Below are 18015 nucleotides of genomic sequence, written 5' to 3'. Positions count from 1 at the left end.
GTATTATACAACAAAATTCATTTCTGAGAAACACTATAACATTTTACATTTTTTGTATAAGATTTGTCACTACCAGAGAAAACTTTAACATTCGTTTATATGTCCGTCAACTAGAAAATATAACAAAGGTAGAGCAGAATGTTAAGTGGAAGTGAAAATTTTCTTTGTTGAGAAATAAGAAATGAAGATGGGTAAGGGTTATCTAGAAATCTATTATATGAAGGAAATAGTGTGAAAATTAACGAACACTTGTTCTTTTTTGGTTTGTTTGTTACAATAAAAGTTCATTGATAGGTTTTGTGTAATTTCCATGAACTTTTACTGATAACATATTGTAGCTTATTTCTTTTTAAAAATAGGGAGGCTTTTTACATGAAACAAAAATTTTCAGTTGAAGCGTTTTGGAAGAAAGTAAAACATGTTGCAAAGCAAGCAGGGCAATCTGTCATTTATGCAAGTTTATTACTGTTTTACGTTTTGCAAAGACCCGATGTTCCAAAACGAGTGAAAATTATTGTAATTGGAGCACTTGCTTATTTTATTGCACCGATTGATGCGATTCCAGATTTCATTGCTGGAATTGGCTATACGGATGATTTGGGGGCGTTAACGGCCGCACTAATACAGGTGTCGTTATACGTCAATGAAGATGTGAAAGATAAGGCACGAGTGAAGTTGGCAGAATGGTTTGGTTCGGATATAGACACAACATTTATCGATCAGAAATTAGGTCAATAGGTGAAACCTGTCATAAGGTGACAGGACGAACGTAAGCGAGGAAGTGCATTATGCCATCAGGAAGAACGCATACGAAAATAAACTTAATATCCCTTCCGGTTGTTTTGTTTTTGCTCTTTTCGTATGGATTAACAAATTTTGATTTTTTATTAACTTTTGCGATTGGTTTTTTAGTAGGTACTTCATTTTTAACACCAGATTTAGATACGTACAGTAATGCTTATAACAAATGGGGTTTCTTACGTATATTTTGGTATCCTTATAAGAAAGTAATGCCGCATCGATCTTTCTTTACACATACGATTATACTTGGTGATGTAATTCGTATTGCGTACATGTTAATCGTCTTTTCTCCATTTTTATTACTATTAAATGTAATCGCACTGGATGGTAATTTAATAGAAATTGCGAAGAAGCATGAGGTTGAAATTGTAACGTTCTTAATGGGAATTGTTGTGGCAAGTACGCTCCACATTATAGCGGATAAAGTGAATACGCGCCGAAAGAAAATGATGAGAAAAAAGAAGAAACGCAGAAGATAAAGTGAACGAATTAGGAAAAGGGCCCCTTGCAAATTGCAAGGGGCCCTTTTTAAACAAACATTTGTTTAAAATTAAGCTTTCAGCACTTTAATTCCTTTTACAATGTTCCAGATGAAGTAGTATAAGCTGATGATTCCGCAAATAGCTAAGACAATCATTGATCCAATTCCAAGTGTTACATCTGGTTGATCAGATCCAAGACCCATAATTCCTAGAATAGTTACGCCAATGAATGTAGCGATACTTGGAATGATGTGTGTCCATAGAGCACGTTTTGCATGTGGTTTTGTTTCAGCGTCTCCCACGATCCAAACGATAATAGGGAATAAGATAGGGGCAAATAGTACACTAAAGTATGATAACGCAGCTAATATTTTATTTCCGTTCATATATATCACCTCATGAATAATTTCTGTTGTTATACTATTATTATGCAATAATTTTAGCAAACTTCCTATCGATGAACATTACAAGAACGTGACGATTTTGTAAGATTTTCTGTTAAATAATAAAATTTTCAAAAAAATCTTTTTTAATAGAAATTGTTATGGTACAGTATAAATGAAAGTTGTTGAAAACGTTTTCTTAAACGTTTTTTTATTTTAGGCTTAAAGGTATGATGACCTGATAGTCTATTGATGAGGTTATTCTATTTAAAAGGGGATTCTTTAGGGGGAGAGAACAATGAACACATGGACACAAGTTTATGATCCATTCGGAAACATTTGGATTTCGGCAGCGGTCGCACTTATTCCGATTATCTTTTTTTTCTTAGCTTTAGCAGTTTTCCGCATGAAGGGGTATGTGGCAGGATTTATTACAGTTGTACTTACAGTTTTAGTAGCGTTATTCGCTTATAAAATGCCGTTCACGATGGCAATGGCAGCAACCGGGTACGGTTTTTTGTATGGGTTATGGCCAATTGCTTGGATTATCATTATGTCCGTATTTTTATATAAAATTTCTGTGAAAACAGGTCAATTTGATGTGATTCGTGCATCGGTATTATCGATTACGAACGATCATCGTCTACTCGTTATTTTAATTGGATTTTCATTTGGAGCATTTTTAGAAGGAGCGGCAGGATTTGGGGCACCAGTAGCGATTACAGCAGCGCTTCTTGCGGGTCTTGGGTTAAATCCTTTATACGCAGCAGGTCTTTGTTTGATTGCAAATACTGCACCAGTGGCGTTCGGAGCGATGGGAATTCCGATTACAGTTGCTGGACAAGTAACAGGTATTGATCCACATAAAATTGGACAAATGGCTGGGCATCAATTACCGTTCCTATCATTATTTGTTCCATTCTTTATCGTATTTTTAATGGATGGATTTAAAGGTATAAGACAAACGTGGCCTGCGTTACTTGTAGCGGGTAGTTCATTTGCGATTACGCAGTTCATTACAGCGACATTTTTAGGACCGGAACTTCCGGATATTACATCGGCACTTGTAAGTTTAATTAGTTTAGCGCTGTTCTTAAAAGTTTGGCAGCCGAAAGAAATTTATCAATCCGGGCAAGCAAATAGTGAAGTAGCAGTAACAACGACAGCGGCATCGATGCCGAAATTAACGTTTGGAAAAGTAGTGAAAGCATGGTCTCCATTTATCGTATTAACGGTTATGGTAGTCATTTGGAGCCAAAGTTTCTTTAAGGCATTATTCGCTCCAGGAGGGGCTTTAGAAAGTCTTGTATTTAAGTTTGAAATTCCAGGTCTGCATAATTTAGTAATGAAAGCAGAGCCAATTGTAAATAAACCAACGCCTTACGAGGCAATTTTGAAGTTTGATGTATTATCGGCAACTGGAACAGCAATTTTAATTGCTTGTATCATTTCCATGTTTATTTTGAAAATGAATGTAAAAGATGCAGTAGTGACATTTAAAGAAACGTTAAGCGAATTAAAAATGCCAATTCTATCTATCGGATTCGTACTAGGGTTTGCATTTATCGCAAACTATTCTGGTCTATCTTCTACGTTAGCGTTAGCATTAGCCGGAACTGGCGGACTATTCCCGTTCTTCTCACCATTCTTAGGCTGGATTGGCGTATTCCTAACAGGGTCTGATACGTCTGCGAATGCACTGTTCTCAAATTTACAAGCCATTACAGCGCAGCAAGTCGGCGTATCTGAAGTGCTTCTTGTTGCAGCAAATACAACAGGCGGTGTAACAGGGAAAATGATTTCCCCGCAGTCGATTGCGATCGCTTGTGCGGCGGTTGGTCTTGCTGGAAAAGAATCGGATTTGTTCCGTTTTACAGTGAAGCATAGCTTATTCTTCGTAATTATTGTTGGTATTATGACGTATGTGCAAGCGTATTATTTAACGTGGATGATTCCGTAAAGAGCAAAAGAAATAAACTTTTCATTTTTCAGATTATCGTGTATGATGGGAAAGTATTGAAAATTAAATCAGTGATAAACTAGGGGTGCCTAACGTATGCGTAGGCTGAGAGAGAAGCGCGTGAACTTCTTAACCCTTTGGACCTGATCTGGCTCGTACCAGCGTAGGGAAGTTAACGGCTTTACATAATGATGTCTTTATGAGCCAGGTCCTTATTTTTTTATGGACCTGGCTCTTTTTATTTTGGCATGCGCTGGCCATATCTTGTCCTTGTCACGAACAGGGGGGCAACAAAATTTATGAAACAATCTGTTTCAGCTGAGCAAATTGAATTGAAGTCGAGTTTACCAGGGAGTAAGAAAGTATATGTGGATGGACCACGAGAAGGTATGAAAGTGCCGATGCGTGAGATTGAACAAAGCGAAACGAATGGCGTTCCAAATCCACCAATCCGTGTGTATGATACGAGCGGTCCTTATACAGATCCTGCGTATAAGGTCGAGTTGGAAAAAGGAATTCCAACGCCGCGCCACTCTTGGATTATGGGGCGTGGTGATGTAGAAGCATACGAAGGGCGTGAAGTGAAACCAGAGGATGACGGTGTGAAAGTAGCTTCGAAGCATACACCTGTTTTCCCGCAAATGGATCGCCAGCCACTTAGAGCAAAGCAAGGTGCAAATGTTACGCAAATGCACTATGCACGTAATGGCATTATTACGTCTGAGATGGAATATGTTGCGATTCGTGAAGGGGTAGAGCCGGAGTTTGTTCGTAAGGAAATCGCAGAAGGCCGCGCTATTTTACCAGCGAATATTAATCATCCAGAAGCTGAACCGATGATCATCGGGCGTAATTTTCATGTGAAGGTAAACGCGAATATCGGAAACTCAGCTGTATCTTCTTCGATTGCAGAAGAAGTAGAGAAGATGACATGGGCAACGCGCTGGGGTGCGGATACGATTATGGATTTATCTACAGGTAAAAATATTCATACGACGCGTGAGTGGATTATTCGTAACGCGCCTGTACCAGTTGGAACTGTACCGATCTATCAAGCGCTGGAAAAAGTAAACGGAATTGCAGAAGATTTAACGTGGGAAGTATATCGTGATACGTTAATTGAGCAGGCGGAGCAAGGCGTTGATTACTTTACGATTCACGCTGGTGTATTGCTTCGTTATATTCCAATCACGGCAAAGCGTACGACAGGTATCGTTTCGCGCGGTGGTTCGATTATGGCACAGTGGTGTTTATTCCATCATAAAGAAAACTTCCTATATACTCACTTTGAAGAGATTTGTGAAATTATGAAGCAGTATGATGTTTCGTTCTCTCTTGGAGATGGATTACGTCCAGGGTCTATTGCAGATGCAAATGACGAAGCACAGTTTTCTGAGCTTGAAACACTTGGTGAATTAACAAAAATTGCTTGGAAACATGATGTGCAAGTTATGATTGAAGGACCTGGACACGTACCGATGCACTTAATTAAAGAGAATATGGAGAAAGAGCTTGATATTTGTCAGGGCGCGCCGTTTTACACACTTGGGCCACTAACGACAGATATTGCACCAGGTTATGACCATATTACATCTGCAATTGGAGCTGCGATGATTGGCTGGTTTGGAACAGCGATGCTTTGTTATGTAACGCCTAAAGAACATTTAGGTTTGCCAAACAAAGATGATGTACGCACGGGTGTTATTACGTACAAAATTGCAGCGCATGCGGCTGATCTTGCGAAAGGACATAAAACGGCTCATCAGCGTGATGATGCACTTTCAAAAGCACGCTTCGAATTCCGTTGGCGCGATCAATTTAATTTATCTTTAGATCCTGAACGTGCGATGGAATATCATGATGAAACGTTGCCTGCAGAAGGGGCAAAGACAGCTCACTTCTGTTCAATGTGTGGACCGAAGTTTTGTAGTATGAGAATTTCACATGATATTCGTGAATATGCAAAAGAAAATGATTTAGAAACGACAGAAGCAATTGAAAAAGGAATGAAAGAGAAAGCAGAAGAATTTAAAGAAGCTGGTAGTCATTTATATCAATAACATGTTACACCTCTTTACTTAATTGATCACACTGTAGTACCTAACTTTATTATAGAAGAAGCCCCATTTGCTAAGACGGTAGCAAATGGGGCTTCTGTTGTTTATAAGGCGAAGAAGAGATGTACCCAGTAGAATAAGAGGAATAGTGTGACGACTGTTGTGAGCGGGATAACGATAAGGGATACACTTAAATAGTCTTTCCATTTTACTTTAATTTTGTTTTGTTTCAGAATATACATCCAAATGAGTGAAGCTAGCGTACCAATTGGTAGTAATAGTGAACCGATGTCACTACCAATGATGTTTGCAAGATAGATAGTTTTTAATGTGACTGGATCTAGTCCCATTTCTGTTAATGTGATTGTACCAATCATAAGGGCAGGATGGTTATTGAAGACGTTAGAGAGGATGGATACAAGTCCGCCCATTGCAAAGCTAGCATAGAGTAGATGCTGATTCACAACTGGCTCGAGCCATTGTACAAGTGCAGCTGTTAATCCTGCGTTGTGTAGTCCGTAAATAATGACGTACATAGAGAAGGCGAAAATTAAAATGTGCCACGGTGTCTTTTTCAAAATGTCGACAGGATTTGTTCGTAAGTAGTACCATCTCCAAATGAGCAGAACGAGTGAACCAAGTACCGCAACGATTTCAATTGGGATGGATAAGAAGGATGCAACGAATAGAAGACAGCGCATAAGGAAGACGAAACCTAATACTTTTAACATGAATCTTGTCCGTTTTTGTTTCGTATCGACAGAATTATTTCCTTTTAGTGGATGGAAGTTTTTCGTGAAGAAAATTTCTTCAATATCATATGAAGAAACAGGTAATTTTTTCGGAAGTTTTTTCTTCAAAACTGTATACATGAGCCATGACATAAATAATAAGCCTAATGTTGCAGGTACAAACATCATAGCGGTATGCATATAAAGAGTCATATGGACGATGTTTAATGCGATTAAATTTACGATATTACTTACACCAATTGGTGCACTAGATGCCGTAGCGATTAAAGCACCACTTAATAAATAAGGAATTTGTTGATGTGGTTTTAATTGAAGGTTTTTTAGAAGAAGAATTAAAATGGGAGTTGTAATTAAAATACTACCGTCGTTATTAAATAAAAGAGTCATAAGAAAACATAATAATTGAATATACCAGTATAGACGGCGTCCAGAACCTTTCGCTAGATTTGCCAGTTTCGCTGCGGACCAATGGAAGAAGCCGAAGCTTTCTAATATAACTGCCATAACAATAGTTGCTAATATTGTTATGGAAGCACCGCCAATTTTACTTATAATATCCATGATGTCTGGTTTTGATACAAGTCCAGTAATTATGATGATACCAGCTCCGATTGCTGCTGGCCATGCCTCATTTAAGCCGCGAGGTCGCCAAAAGATAACGATCATCGTTAAGAAAAATACAATAATAGTAATCCATATTTCAATGCTCATATTTTGCCTACCTTTCTATTTTCCCTTGAACAGATGTAGCTTGTCTCAAGTTTATATTGGTAGTATATTCAGCAAAAAATAAGAAGAACTAGACGTATAACGAGATGAACCGAATATGTGTTTTTCATGCTAAAGGACAAGTGTCACGAATAGTGAAATAACTATTATGAGAGGAGTCTATAAATTATTGGGCAGTAAGATAGTAAATGAAATTTATATGGGCGCAACTCAAAATATATCAGCGATTTTTAAAATATATCGACTTATCGACAAAACACGACAAAAGGAGTCTATCCCAAAATGCCTTTTGGAACAGACTCCAATGCTATATTATTTTTCCTTCAAAAAAGTACGATCCTTCAAGAATAAGTTCCAGAAGAAAATAAATCCTGGTAATAAAATTGCAATCCCAATTGCGTATAGAATGAGCAGTGCATAGAACGTTTCTTTCGTTGTAAAGCTTGTAAATACAGTTACGTCAGGATAAATAATATACGGTAAATGCGCGACCCCGTAAGCATAGCTTGCAAATGCATATTGAGCGACGACAGCTAAAACGGCAATGCGAGGGTATCCTAGTGTATTGTACTTTTTGTTTGTCCACCAAAGGGACGAGTATCCGATAACGAATAAAACAATAGAAACTGTAAACCACGGGAATTGCTTTATTAATCCTTGCATAACCCAATGTGTTTCTGGATCCATTACAACGAGGGCAATAATTGCCGTAACGAGCGTTGCAGGACCAAGGATGATAGCATTTCTTCTATAAATTCTATACGTATCTTCTGAACTTTGTTCTCTCGAAAAATCAGCAAGAAAGAGAGAGGAGAGAAATAGTTCAGAAGTTAGTCCGAAGAGCATATAACAGTAGATAACTGGGCTAGCAAGAAGTTTTCCATATAGGAGTACTTCCTTTCCTTCAGACATTGTAATATAGGCTCCCTCTGTAACGGGTAAAACGGTAATTAATAGTGCTGGAATTAATAGACCAGTAATACCTGAAATAACCCGAAGAAGGTATTGGTATTTTGGCAAGGAGTAAGCAAATACCATAAATGTACTACGTACTGCAATGAGCACTAAAATTAACATAACTGGTACGAACATTACTGTCGCAAGAGTAAAGGCCGCTTTCGGAAAGAAGCCGAGAAATGCGACAACGACGAAAACGAGAAACGTATTTGTTACTTCCCAAGTTGGTGATAAGTACCGATTCGCAAGTTTAGCAGCGAGCGTCGGATGTTTTGCGTATACCATGCCCCAAAAACCAGCGCCAAAATCAATGGACCCTAGTATACTGTATACGAAAATAAGGGCCCATAAGATGATGATTGCAATACTTTCCTCATACATGAGAATCGCCTCCTTGGTGTTGTAAATCATTCTTTAATGGATGTCTTCTAAAGAATGTCCGTAGAACAATGACTGTTAAAATAGCGAGTCCAATATACAAAATGATGAACAAAACAAATAAAGGACCGACGAAATCAGCGCGTGTAGATGCATCGACGGTACGTTGCATACCATAAATTGTCCATGGTTGACGACCGCTACAACTGAAAATCCATCCGAATTCAATACCGAGCATCATAATTGGTCCGCATGCGGCAGCCCCCCAAAGTAGCCACTTCGGTAGTTCTGTTCCCTTTTTTCGGTACACGAAATACCAATATAAGAGTGCAATTGTTGCAACAGCAAAGGTAAACGCAGCAGTTCCTACCATTAAGTTGAATAGTGTATGTGTATAAAATGGTGGCCATGTTTCTTGTGGGAATTCGTTTAGTCCTTTTACGACAGTGCTAGGGTCTAGTCCCACTAATAAGCTAAGCATGTTTGGAATTTCAAGTGCATAGTTTAGTTCAAGTGTATTAGGATCCACAACTCCGCCAATGGATAGCGGTGCGTGTGATGTCGTTTCAAATAAAGCTTCAGCAGATGCAAGTTTTTCAGGTGAGTGTTTATGTAAGGCAATCGCTGATTCATGTCCTGAAAGCCACATCGTAGCGCCTGTAATAAATGTAACGACAAGCCCTAATAGCAGCCCTTTTTTATGATAAGCAATTTCACGTGTACTTAAATTTTTCTTCAATAATTTAAATCCAGCAATAGAAGCAATGACAGCCGCACCGGTTGCATAAGCCGTAATAACGACATGAAATGCACTTGTGCCAAAACTTGGATTAAAGAAAGCTTTCCACGGATCAACGTTAAAAACAGATCCATCTGGATTCATTGAAAAGCCTGCTGGTGTATTCATCCATGTATTTGCTGATGTAATAAGCACGGCGGATGCCGTGGCACCAAGCATGACGAAAAATAGCGAGATTAATCTCATAAATGGAGGAAGTTTATCAGCTGCATATACGTAAATCGACATGAATAAAGCCTCCAAAAAGAAGGCGAAAATCTCAATTTGGAAGGGAACAGAAATAACTTGCCCAACAATTTTGGCGAAACCAGGCCAAAGAAGTGAGATTTGCACACCAACAATTGTTCCAGTTGGAATTGCTACACCGAGAAGAATAGCAAACGCCTTTGTCCATCTTTTCGCCATAATGGCATAGTCGGAGTCTTTCTTCCAGTGATAGAGTATTTCGCTTATAAAAATCATCAATGAAAGTCCGACGCCAAGTGTTGCAAAAATAATGTGGAATGCTAATGAAGAACCAAAAAATGCTCTTGCTAATGTTACCGTATCCATATGTAAACTCCTCTTCTTTTTGCCATTATTTTCTGATTGAATTGGAAGATTTATTCAAAAAAACTACCAAAAATATATATGTATTTAAAAAGTGAATATGATAATATAATGTTGTAATATTTTGAATAGAAAGAAATAAATAGTTTCTCATGTTTTGTTTGTTTTTTTTACAGGAATCTTTTATAATCTTTTATGCGAACATAAGTTCTATTTTTAGAAAAGAAGAAGTTTATGTGAAATGGAGAGGGTGTTTTATGTATCCTGAAGTCATTAAAAAGATGGCATTTTCAAAAGAGCATAGAGATTTATTATTGAAGCTATATAATAAAGAGATTACACGTCGTGAATATGATCGGCTTGTACAATCGCTATATAAACCTTCTAAAGAGGTTTACGAGGGATAGAAATGGGGGAGACAATCTAGTGGATTGTCTTTTTTAAATTTATGTATGTTCTGATAAAATTAAGGTTAGCCTTACTAGGGAGGTGAAAAGATTGCGGAAACGTTTATATATAGGGATTGGAGTTATCTTCTTAATCGCTTTAGGTGGAATTGTATTTTGGTCAGCTTTACAAGGAAACCGTACAGAAAATTTTATTTTAAGACATATGGTGAATGACAATGGAACTCTTGCCACGTATCGTTTAGTAGATACTAAGGCAGGTACGGGTGAAGCCAAGGGACGTGAAGCTTTATCAGAATCAGCGGGATTATGGTTACAATATACACTTGATAAAGATGATCAGGCGTTATTTGATGAGCAAGTAAAGGTTATTCAAGATAATTTCGTATATAAGAATCATATCGTTTTATGGAAACTCTCTGAAAAGGGAGAGAGGCAGTCAGCTACAAATGCACTTATAGATGATCTTCGTATTATAGAACAATTATATCGTGCTTATGAAATGTATAAGGAAGAGCGTTATAAAAACCTTGCCGATCAATTAAGTGATGCTGTACTTCGTTATAATAAAAAAGATAATTATTATGTTGATTATTATGATGCAGATGCAGGGAAACAAAATAATTTTGTAACAACATCATACATAAATCCACGTGCATTCTCCTATATGAAGAAGTACGACAAAGTTTCTGCTCAGCAATATCAGGAAGTCGTTCAATTTTTAGCGGACTATCCAAGGCATGGCTGGGCATTCCCGAAAGAGTATAAAGAAGATGGTACATTTACGTACGATAAAGAAGTGAATCTTATTGACCAATCATACGTTGCATATCATCGAAGTTTAGGTGGTCTTTCATCAACTGCTTATTTGGAATTTATAAAGAAGAAATTCCAGGAGGATGGAAAGCTATACGGTCGTTACAATTTAGAAACGGGAAAACAAACTGTGAATTATGAATCGCCAGCCGCATACGGATTAACGATTTTGTACGTACTACAAACAGGTGATAAAAAGTTTGCGAAAGAATTGTATGATCATATGGCCACATTCCGAAATGATAACGTATTTAGTAGATATTATGGTGGATATGTAACAGGTGAAAATAATAATACGCATATTTTTGATAATGTACTACCACTTTTAGCTGAAATGGAATTAAAAAAGAGTGAACAATAAAAGTTGCCACCATATGAGGGTGGCAACTTTTATTTGTTGATATAATTTTACGTCCTAATGTTGGAGAAGTAATCAATCACGAATTCACGGAATTGCTGAGCTGTTTTTGATAAGTAGCGTTTTTTTGACCAACTTAATCCGATGGTTCGCTGACAATTGGGTTCAATAATACGCAACTTGCTTGATGCTAAAGTAGAGTTTTTTAATAAAGTTAAACTTGGAACAAAAGCGATGCCGAGACCTTGCTTAATGAGGTCGCTAATCACGGTCGGTTCATCTACTTCAAAAGCAATATGCGGAGTGAAACCAGCTTCTTTGCAAAATTCATCCGTTAAGTGTCGAAATCCATAGCCAGTGTTCATACTAATAAACGATTCGTTTTTTACTTCATGCAGGTGGATATTTTCTCGGCCTGATAAACGATGGCCTGAAGGGACGACTAAGAAGATTTCTTCTGTAATAAGTGGTTCCCAAACAATTTCTTCCCCTTCAATTGGCACAGAGGAGATACAAAAGTCAATTTCTATATTATCTAGTTGTCGTTTCATAGAAGGAGTGGATGCAAGAAATTGTTGGAACCGAACGTTAGGATGTTCTAGTAAAAAAGAGCCAAGTAGTTCTGGTAATATTCTTGGAATAGAAACGGCCAGTGTAATAGAGCTTTGTTGTAATTCGGCTAAATCTTTAATTTCTCGTTCTCCTTCACTTAATTCATGAAAAATACGCTCTACTCGTTTTAAAAATACTTTTCCGAAAGAATTTAAAGTAATCTGTCGGCCTTGGCGATCAAATAAAGGAACTCCTAAATCCTTTTCGAGTCTAGCGATTGTTTTGCTGAGTGAAGGTTGCGCGATATGCAATTCTTCAGCTGCCTTTGTCATGTGTTCTAGTCGTGCAACTGTCTGAAAGTATTTTAACTGGAGCAGTTCCATTTCGAGTCTCCTTTCTATAGACCAAAAGGAATGAATTAATAATTAAAGATGTATTATACAGTATGTAAAGTGACGTGTATAGTAAATCTGTTAAACCATTCGAAGGGTGTTAAATTAGAAGAGGAGTATGTTTCATGAAGGGAATTAAACTTATATTTAAAGATTGGAAAGCGATGTGGCACCATAAACATGGACGTATCGCTTTAATTTTTTTATTAATCGTTCCGTTAATTTATTCAGGATTCTTTTTAGCTGGATATTGGGATCCGTACGGAAAATTAGATAAATTACCTGTTGCAGTTGTGAATTTAGATAAGGGTGCTGCGATGGATGAAAAAACAATTCATGCAGGAGACGATTTTGTTAAAAATTTAAAAGAGAATAAGGAATTGGCTTTTCATTTCGTATCAGAAAAAAATGCTGATGAAGGGTTAAAAGAAGATAAATATTATATGGTTGTTACGATTCCGGAAGATTTCTCTAAAAAGGTAAGTACACTTATGAATGAGAAACCAGAGCCGGCACAATTGCAGTACAAAGTAAATCCAGGTAAAAACTTTGTAGCGGCTCAAATTGGAACGACGGCTGTTGAAAATATGAAAACAAAAATCTCGAATAGTATTACGAAATCATATACAGAAGGTGTTTTTTCAAAGTTTCAAGATTTGGCACAAGGGTTGAGTGATGCAAGTAATGGTGCTGAGAAGTTACATGAAGGAACGACCGATGCAAAAAATGGAGCGAATCAGCTTGCGAATGGTATTGATCGTTTAAGTGACGGGACATCGAAATTGAAAGAAGGAAGTGACAAGCTTGCGTCTAGCCAATCTGCCTTAACGGGGGGAGCAAATGAGCTGAGTCAAGGAGCGACATCACTTCATAGTGGTATGGAGTTATTAGCACAAGGTGAAAAAACGTTACAATCAGGAGTTAGTGAATTAAGTGCTGGTACAAATGAATGGGTGAGCGGAAGTGAGAAGCTTGCTGAAGGGCAAGTAAAAGCGGATGGGGCGGCTAATAGTGTGAAACAACAATTAGAAGAGTACGTGAAAAATCATCCAGAAGTGCAGCAAGATCCCGCTTTTCAAAAAATTGTTGCTACGTCTAATGGACTAGCTAAAGCAACAAGTACTTTAAATAATAGCCAACAACAATTGACACAAGGTGCGAAGAAGCTTACTGATGGTCAACATAAGATTGAAGAAGGCATGAATACATTCGGATTTAAGTTAAATGAAGCTACTGCTGGAACGAAAAAGATAGCAGATGGTGCATCGAATTTGGCTGATGGATTTATGAAGTGGGGAAATGGCTTTACATCATTGCAAGAAGGTGTAAATCAGCTTGCGAGTGGTGGAACAGAGCTGAATAACGGTGCTAGTAAATTAACAAATGGACTTGTTAAACTTGATGATGGTGCGAAAGAACTTTCTACGAAATTAGGAGAGGGCGCAGAGAAGATAGCGGATGTTCGTAATGATGATGCACGCAATACGATGTTCTCAGAGCCAGTTCAGTTAGTGAAGTCAACAGTTTCTGACGTTCCTAACTACGGTTCAGGCATTGCACCATATTTCTTATCACTTGCATTTTATGTTGGCGGAATTATGGCATCGAATATTTTACCTCTTGGCCGCAGACAAAACATGAAGGTAAGCGGAACGGTACATTTTATCAATAAACTAGGATTGGTATATTTAATTGGACTCATTCAAGCGCTACTCGTAGATGTAGTTGTGCTAGGTGTTATGAAATTAGAAGTCGCAAGTGTGCCACTCTTTGTTTTATCAAGTATTGTTATTTCCTTTACGTTTATGACATTTATTCTTATGCTAGTAACAGTATTTGGTCTTGTTGGAAAGTTCTTAGCGGTAACGCTTCTTGTCCTGCAATTAGCGACGAGCGGAGGTACTTTCCCAGGAGAATTAAACATAGCTGTTCTTAGCAAAATTGGACAGTTTCTCCCAATGTCTCATTCTCTTAGAGGATTACAAGATGTTATTTCTTTAGGAGATTGGTCGCAATTACAAATGCAAATTTTAATATTGTTATGTTATCTCGTTGTTGCCGGTGGAATTGCTTGGATCACGAGTCATATACAGCATAGAGAAACGAATGCAGAACAAGTTTCTTAAAATGAAATAAGCTATCCGATTTTTTCGGATAGCTTATTTTTTATTTGCGTTCCATTACTGCAAAGTAATTATTTTCATTATCAGCAAAGTTGAATGCTCTACCAGTAGGTAAATCTACAACCTGTCCAACTGTGACATTTTTCTCAGAAAGATCTTTATATAGACGGTCTAAGTCATTTGAGAAGAACATAAGTGAAGGCGTATTTAGGTTTAGTTCAGGTTGCATCTTCGCGATTAACGCTTTATCGTGAAGGACGATGCTTGTTCCTGCTTCTTTCGCCGGTGCAATTTCAATCCAGCGGAATCCGTTTCCGTTATTTTCTTCCGCAATGATTTGGAACCCTACTTTTTCTGTCCAAAATTGTACTGTTTCGTCTTGGTTATTTACATATAGCATAATTTGTCCAACTTGATTAATCATAGGTGTCTCTCGCTTTCTTTTTATATGCGTATTATTATATCAAATATATGGCTTGAATAGTTTTTTATGATTTTTTCGTAATACAACCTTCGTCCATTTCATCTTTGTTGTAGGAGAAGGCCCTGTAATCCAAGTATGAAATGGTATTGTGCTACAAATGACCATTGTTGAAATAGAGATAATGGCCGTTAACACAAATAGTAATAGGGCATATAATATAGTATTTTCTTGCAGTGTGAATAAGGAAAGAAGTTTTGTGCATAGTTGCAAGAAGAATAAATGAGCTAAATAAGCACCATACGTGTAATTACCAATGAAACGTAACGTTTTATATAAGAAACCACGACGCTGTACTATCATAATAGATAACACATACAGTATGATAATTTCGCATACGATATATAAAAACATAGATGGTTTTAAATAGGTAGAAACAGTTAAATGAATAGAGTTTGCTCCGTAAAAACTAAACAACTCATAATTGATGAATAAAAATAAGATGAAAAATAATATTGTTATAAGCGGGATATGTTTCATGACGAATAGACGCCAAGTTTTTAGTGCTACAGCGGCAATGCCGCCCATAACGAAATAGAATGAGTAGAATAGAAATGATCGATCTGTATAATGTAAAATTGTTGAACTTGTTAATTTTTCTCCATTAAAAATATAGTGAGAAGAGAACCACATTAATAGAAAATATAGGCAAGCGAAAAAGGTCATATATTTATATATGTCTTTTTTATTTTCTGTTCGTTTTTGAAACCAATAAAAAAGTGTGCATAGTAAAGGGAACAATAAGTGAATTTGGAACATCATAATAACGTACCAAAGATGGGGAGCGGCTGTTCCGAGTAATAAACTTTTTATTCCACTTTGTAACGTAATAAGATCATTTGTTGTTAATAAGTAAAGAATAGACCAAAAGAAATAAGGAATGAGTAAGTGTATCGCTTTTTCGGAAATATATTCTTTATATACTAATTGCTTTGTATAGTGACGAATTAAGTGAAATCCAACGATAAATATGAATGCTGGTGCTGAGAATTTTGCAAGATTAAATAGCATGCCCATAACGAGGGATTGCTCAAGTAAGACATTTCCTTGATTCATTGTATATAATAAAGAACTTTGCAAAACGACAGCGAGAAATGCAATGCTTTGCAAAACTTTAAATTCTGGTGCGCTTTGTGTCATTGTGTCCATCTCCTTTTCCATACATGATTATAGTACGGAGAATGGATAAGAGGTGTGGAATATTTGTGAAGGTTTTAACAAATTTGTGGCGGAATGGATTAACAACAAAGAAAGAGGATGCTCAAAACGAGCATCCTCTTTCTATTTATTAAGCAAATTTGTTTTTGATCCAGTTCTTACCTTCTACAAGGCGAGCTGTCATTACGGCACAAGCGTTATCTGCTGTTACGTTTAACATCGTTGCAGGAGGATCAATGATTGTACTGATTGCTGCGATAATTGGCAATGCTTCTGGCGGGAAGCCATATAAAGAAACGATTAACATTTCACCAATCATACCGCCGCCTGGAATAGCGCCCATTACTGTTCCTACTAATAGAGAAACAACAAGTGCGATTGCTAATGTTTTCGGTCCTTCGAATTCCATGTTGAAAATACCGAATAAGAAAGCAATTTTTAATACGCCGCCTAAAACAGAGCCATCTTTATGAAGAGTAGAACCAAGAAGGACAACTGTTTCACGAACGTCTGAAGAAATACCCATTTTCTTTGTTGCTTCTAAGTTTGCTGGAATACTTGCGGCACTACTACAAGTTGCAAGTGATGTAACTGTAGGAGAGACCATGTTCTTCCAAAATACTTGTACACCTTGTTTGCGACCTGCAAGGTATGCATAGAATGTGAAGAATACAAAGAAATAAATGAGAGAAGCAGGATAGTATACCATTGCTGCTCGGAAGTAAGTTCCAAGAAGTTGTGGTCCGAATTCGCCAACTAATGCTGCGAAGTAAGCAGCAAGTCCGATTGGAGCGTAGTACATAATGAAAGATACAACCTTCATTGAAATCTCTGCACCAGCTTGTAGGAATGTAGCAAATGGCTTTCCTTTTTCGCCAACTGCTGAAGTTGCAATCCCCATTAAGATAGAGAAGAAAATAAGAGCTAACATATTTTCACGAGATAGTAACTTCGAGAAGTCAGATACTGTTAAAATACCGACGATTTGATCTGCAACACTAACAGCTTTGCCGGCTTTGTCAGGTTGTGTTAGTTCTAGTACAACACCTTGTGCTGGCGGGAATACTTTCACGACAATAATCATAAAAATAGCAGCTAAAATACTTGTAAATAAGAAAGTCCCAGCCATACTAGACATAATTTTACCGAAACGTTTTAATCCATCCATATTAGCAATAGACGATGCGATGCTAAAGAACACTAGAGGTACAACAATCGTAAACATTAAGTTTAAGAAAATGTCACCAAGCGGCTTTAAAGCAACTGCATCGGCACCCATGAAATAACCAATGAAACCACCAATTAGGATAGAAGATAACAAAATAAGTGGAAAGCGATATGCCTTCATAAATATATCCTCCTATCAATTAAAAAAATCATACTGAATTATTATAGCGAGTTAGCGTCCTCTTTACTAGGAGAATACGGATAAATGGAATAGCGTGAAAACGAAGAAATTTTTGTTTTTAAGCTCGGCATACAGCAGGAAATCTAGACATATATATTTGTAACCTAGTGGTGGCAAGGAGTGCACCATAACTTAGGTAGAGAAAAAGGGGGAGGGAAGCGGGATGAATATTTTACTTTGCTGTGCAGCGGGAATGTCTTCCAGTTTGATTGTTACAAAGATGGAGAAAGCAGCAGAGGCAAGAGGGATAGAAGTAACAATCTGGGCAGTATCAGGTTCTGAAGTGAATAGTCATATTGATAAAGCTGATGTCCTTTTACTTGGACCGCAAGTACGTTATTTATTACCGAAAATGAAAGAACTATGTAAGGATAAAGGGATACCTGTTGATGTCATTCAATCTGTTCATTACGGACTTTGTAATGGAGAAGCTATCTTGCAAGCAGCTTTGTTAATGAAACCATGAGGAGAGT

General features: G+C 37.3%; 16 protein-coding genes and 1 riboswitch. Of the genes, 8 read left to right on the top strand and 8 right to left on the bottom strand.

Translation table 11 applies throughout. From position 1 onward, the window contains the following. The first annotated feature begins 372 nt into the window (after nucleotides 1-372). Nucleotides 373-738 carry a YkvA family protein gene (locus tag DN407_RS25790; RefSeq protein WP_000810369.1) on the top strand — a complete coding sequence of 122 codons (366 nt, stop codon included), beginning with the start codon at nucleotides 373-375 and terminating at the stop codon, nucleotides 736-738. Nucleotides 739-788: 50 nt separating this feature from the next. Then, nucleotides 789-1280 carry a metal-binding protein gene (locus DN407_RS25785; protein ID WP_001139060.1) on the top strand — a complete coding sequence of 164 codons (492 nt, stop codon included), beginning with the start codon at nucleotides 789-791 and terminating at the stop codon, nucleotides 1278-1280. Nucleotides 1281-1351: 71 nt separating this feature from the next. Here DN407_RS25785 and DN407_RS25780 read toward each other — a convergent pair whose 3' ends face one another. Further along, nucleotides 1352-1669, bottom strand: coding sequence for a magnetosome magnetite crystal formation protein family (locus tag DN407_RS25780; RefSeq protein ID WP_001014099.1), 318 nt, complete (start codon nucleotides 1667-1669; stop codon nucleotides 1352-1354). Nucleotides 1670-1964: 295 nt separating this feature from the next. Between DN407_RS25780 and lldP the strand changes: the two genes are divergently transcribed. Beyond that, a complete protein-coding gene (gene lldP / locus DN407_RS25775) occupies nucleotides 1965-3626 on the top strand; it encodes an L-lactate permease (RefSeq protein ID WP_001099339.1) in 1662 nt (553 codons plus the stop codon). A gap of 71 nt (nucleotides 3627-3697) precedes the next feature. Further along, nucleotides 3698-3813: riboswitch (TPP riboswitch) on the top strand. Nucleotides 3814-3925: 112 nt separating this feature from the next. Continuing rightward, on the top strand, nucleotides 3926-5686 hold the full coding sequence (gene thiC / locus DN407_RS25770; RefSeq protein ID WP_000814479.1) for a phosphomethylpyrimidine synthase ThiC: 1761 nt from the start codon (nucleotides 3926-3928) through the stop codon (nucleotides 5684-5686). 101 nt (nucleotides 5687-5787) lie between these two features. Here the strand turns inward: thiC and DN407_RS25765 are convergent, their stop codons facing one another. The 3 genes from DN407_RS25765 to cydA all read right to left on the bottom strand — a co-directional run bounded on the left by DN407_RS25765 (nucleotide 5788) and on the right by cydA (nucleotide 9850). Next, on the bottom strand, nucleotides 5788-7146 hold the full coding sequence (locus DN407_RS25765; RefSeq protein ID WP_000021120.1) for an arsenic transporter: 1359 nt from the start codon (nucleotides 7144-7146) through the stop codon (nucleotides 5788-5790). A 330-nt stretch (nucleotides 7147-7476) separates the two neighbouring features. Further along, on the bottom strand, nucleotides 7477-8502 hold the full coding sequence (locus DN407_RS25760) for a cytochrome d ubiquinol oxidase subunit II (RefSeq protein WP_149216705.1): 1026 nt from the start codon (nucleotides 8500-8502) through the stop codon (nucleotides 7477-7479). Further along, the gene (gene cydA, locus DN407_RS25755) at nucleotides 8495-9850 is read right to left on the bottom strand and encodes a cytochrome ubiquinol oxidase subunit I (protein ID WP_000381987.1); all 1356 of its coding nucleotides are present in this window, start codon (nucleotides 9848-9850) and stop codon (nucleotides 8495-8497) included. The genes DN407_RS25760 and cydA overlap by 8 nt, the downstream gene beginning before the upstream one ends. Nucleotides 9851-10104: 254 nt before the next feature. Here cydA and DN407_RS31760 point away from each other — a divergent pair, with 254 nt between their 5' ends. Continuing rightward, the gene (locus DN407_RS31760) at nucleotides 10105-10254 is read left to right on the top strand and encodes a hypothetical protein (protein ID WP_000283181.1); all 150 of its coding nucleotides are present in this window, start codon (nucleotides 10105-10107) and stop codon (nucleotides 10252-10254) included. Nucleotides 10255-10345: 91 nt separating this feature from the next. Beyond that, entirely contained in the window at nucleotides 10346-11431 is a 1086-nt protein-coding gene (locus tag DN407_RS25750) for a hypothetical protein (RefSeq protein WP_048568618.1), read from the top strand. 47 nt (nucleotides 11432-11478) lie between these two features. On the opposite strand, the gene DN407_RS25745 is transcribed toward DN407_RS25750, so the two are convergent. Beyond that, nucleotides 11479-12363 carry a LysR family transcriptional regulator gene (locus DN407_RS25745; protein ID WP_065845557.1) on the bottom strand — a complete coding sequence of 295 codons (885 nt, stop codon included), beginning with the start codon at nucleotides 12361-12363 and terminating at the stop codon, nucleotides 11479-11481. A gap of 134 nt (nucleotides 12364-12497) precedes the next feature. Here DN407_RS25745 and DN407_RS25740 point away from each other — a divergent pair, with 134 nt between their 5' ends. After that, nucleotides 12498-14498: a YhgE/Pip domain-containing protein gene (locus DN407_RS25740; protein ID WP_098280635.1), complete on the top strand. Its 2001-nt coding sequence runs from the start codon at nucleotides 12498-12500 to the stop codon at nucleotides 14496-14498. Between the two features lie 40 nt (nucleotides 14499-14538). Here the strand turns inward: DN407_RS25740 and DN407_RS25735 are convergent, their stop codons facing one another. The 3 genes from DN407_RS25735 to DN407_RS25725 all read right to left on the bottom strand — a co-directional run bounded on the left by DN407_RS25735 (nucleotide 14539) and on the right by DN407_RS25725 (nucleotide 17482). Then, nucleotides 14539-14919, bottom strand: coding sequence for a VOC family protein (locus DN407_RS25735; protein WP_000610162.1), 381 nt, complete (start codon nucleotides 14917-14919; stop codon nucleotides 14539-14541). A gap of 39 nt (nucleotides 14920-14958) precedes the next feature. Next, a complete protein-coding gene (locus tag DN407_RS25730; RefSeq protein ID WP_098280636.1) occupies nucleotides 14959-16116 on the bottom strand; it encodes an acyltransferase in 1158 nt (385 codons plus the stop codon). Between the two features lie 148 nt (nucleotides 16117-16264). Continuing rightward, nucleotides 16265-17482, bottom strand: a complete 1218-nt coding sequence (locus DN407_RS25725) for a dicarboxylate/amino acid:cation symporter (protein WP_000649376.1) — start codon at nucleotides 17480-17482, stop codon at nucleotides 16265-16267. A 223-nt stretch (nucleotides 17483-17705) separates the two neighbouring features. Between DN407_RS25725 and DN407_RS25720 the strand changes: the two genes are divergently transcribed. Beyond that, entirely contained in the window at nucleotides 17706-18008 is a 303-nt protein-coding gene (locus DN407_RS25720; RefSeq protein ID WP_001023554.1) for a PTS sugar transporter subunit IIB, read from the top strand. Nucleotides 18009-18015: the final 7 nt, after the last annotated feature.

The sequence above is a fragment of the Bacillus sp. JAS24-2 genome (assembly GCF_008274905.1).
In the GTDB taxonomy this organism is placed as follows: domain Bacteria; phylum Bacillota; class Bacilli; order Bacillales; family Bacillaceae_G; genus Bacillus_A; species Bacillus_A cereus.
Note: the sequence above shows the minus strand (reverse complement) of the source record. Positions and strands in the feature narration are given on the sequence as shown.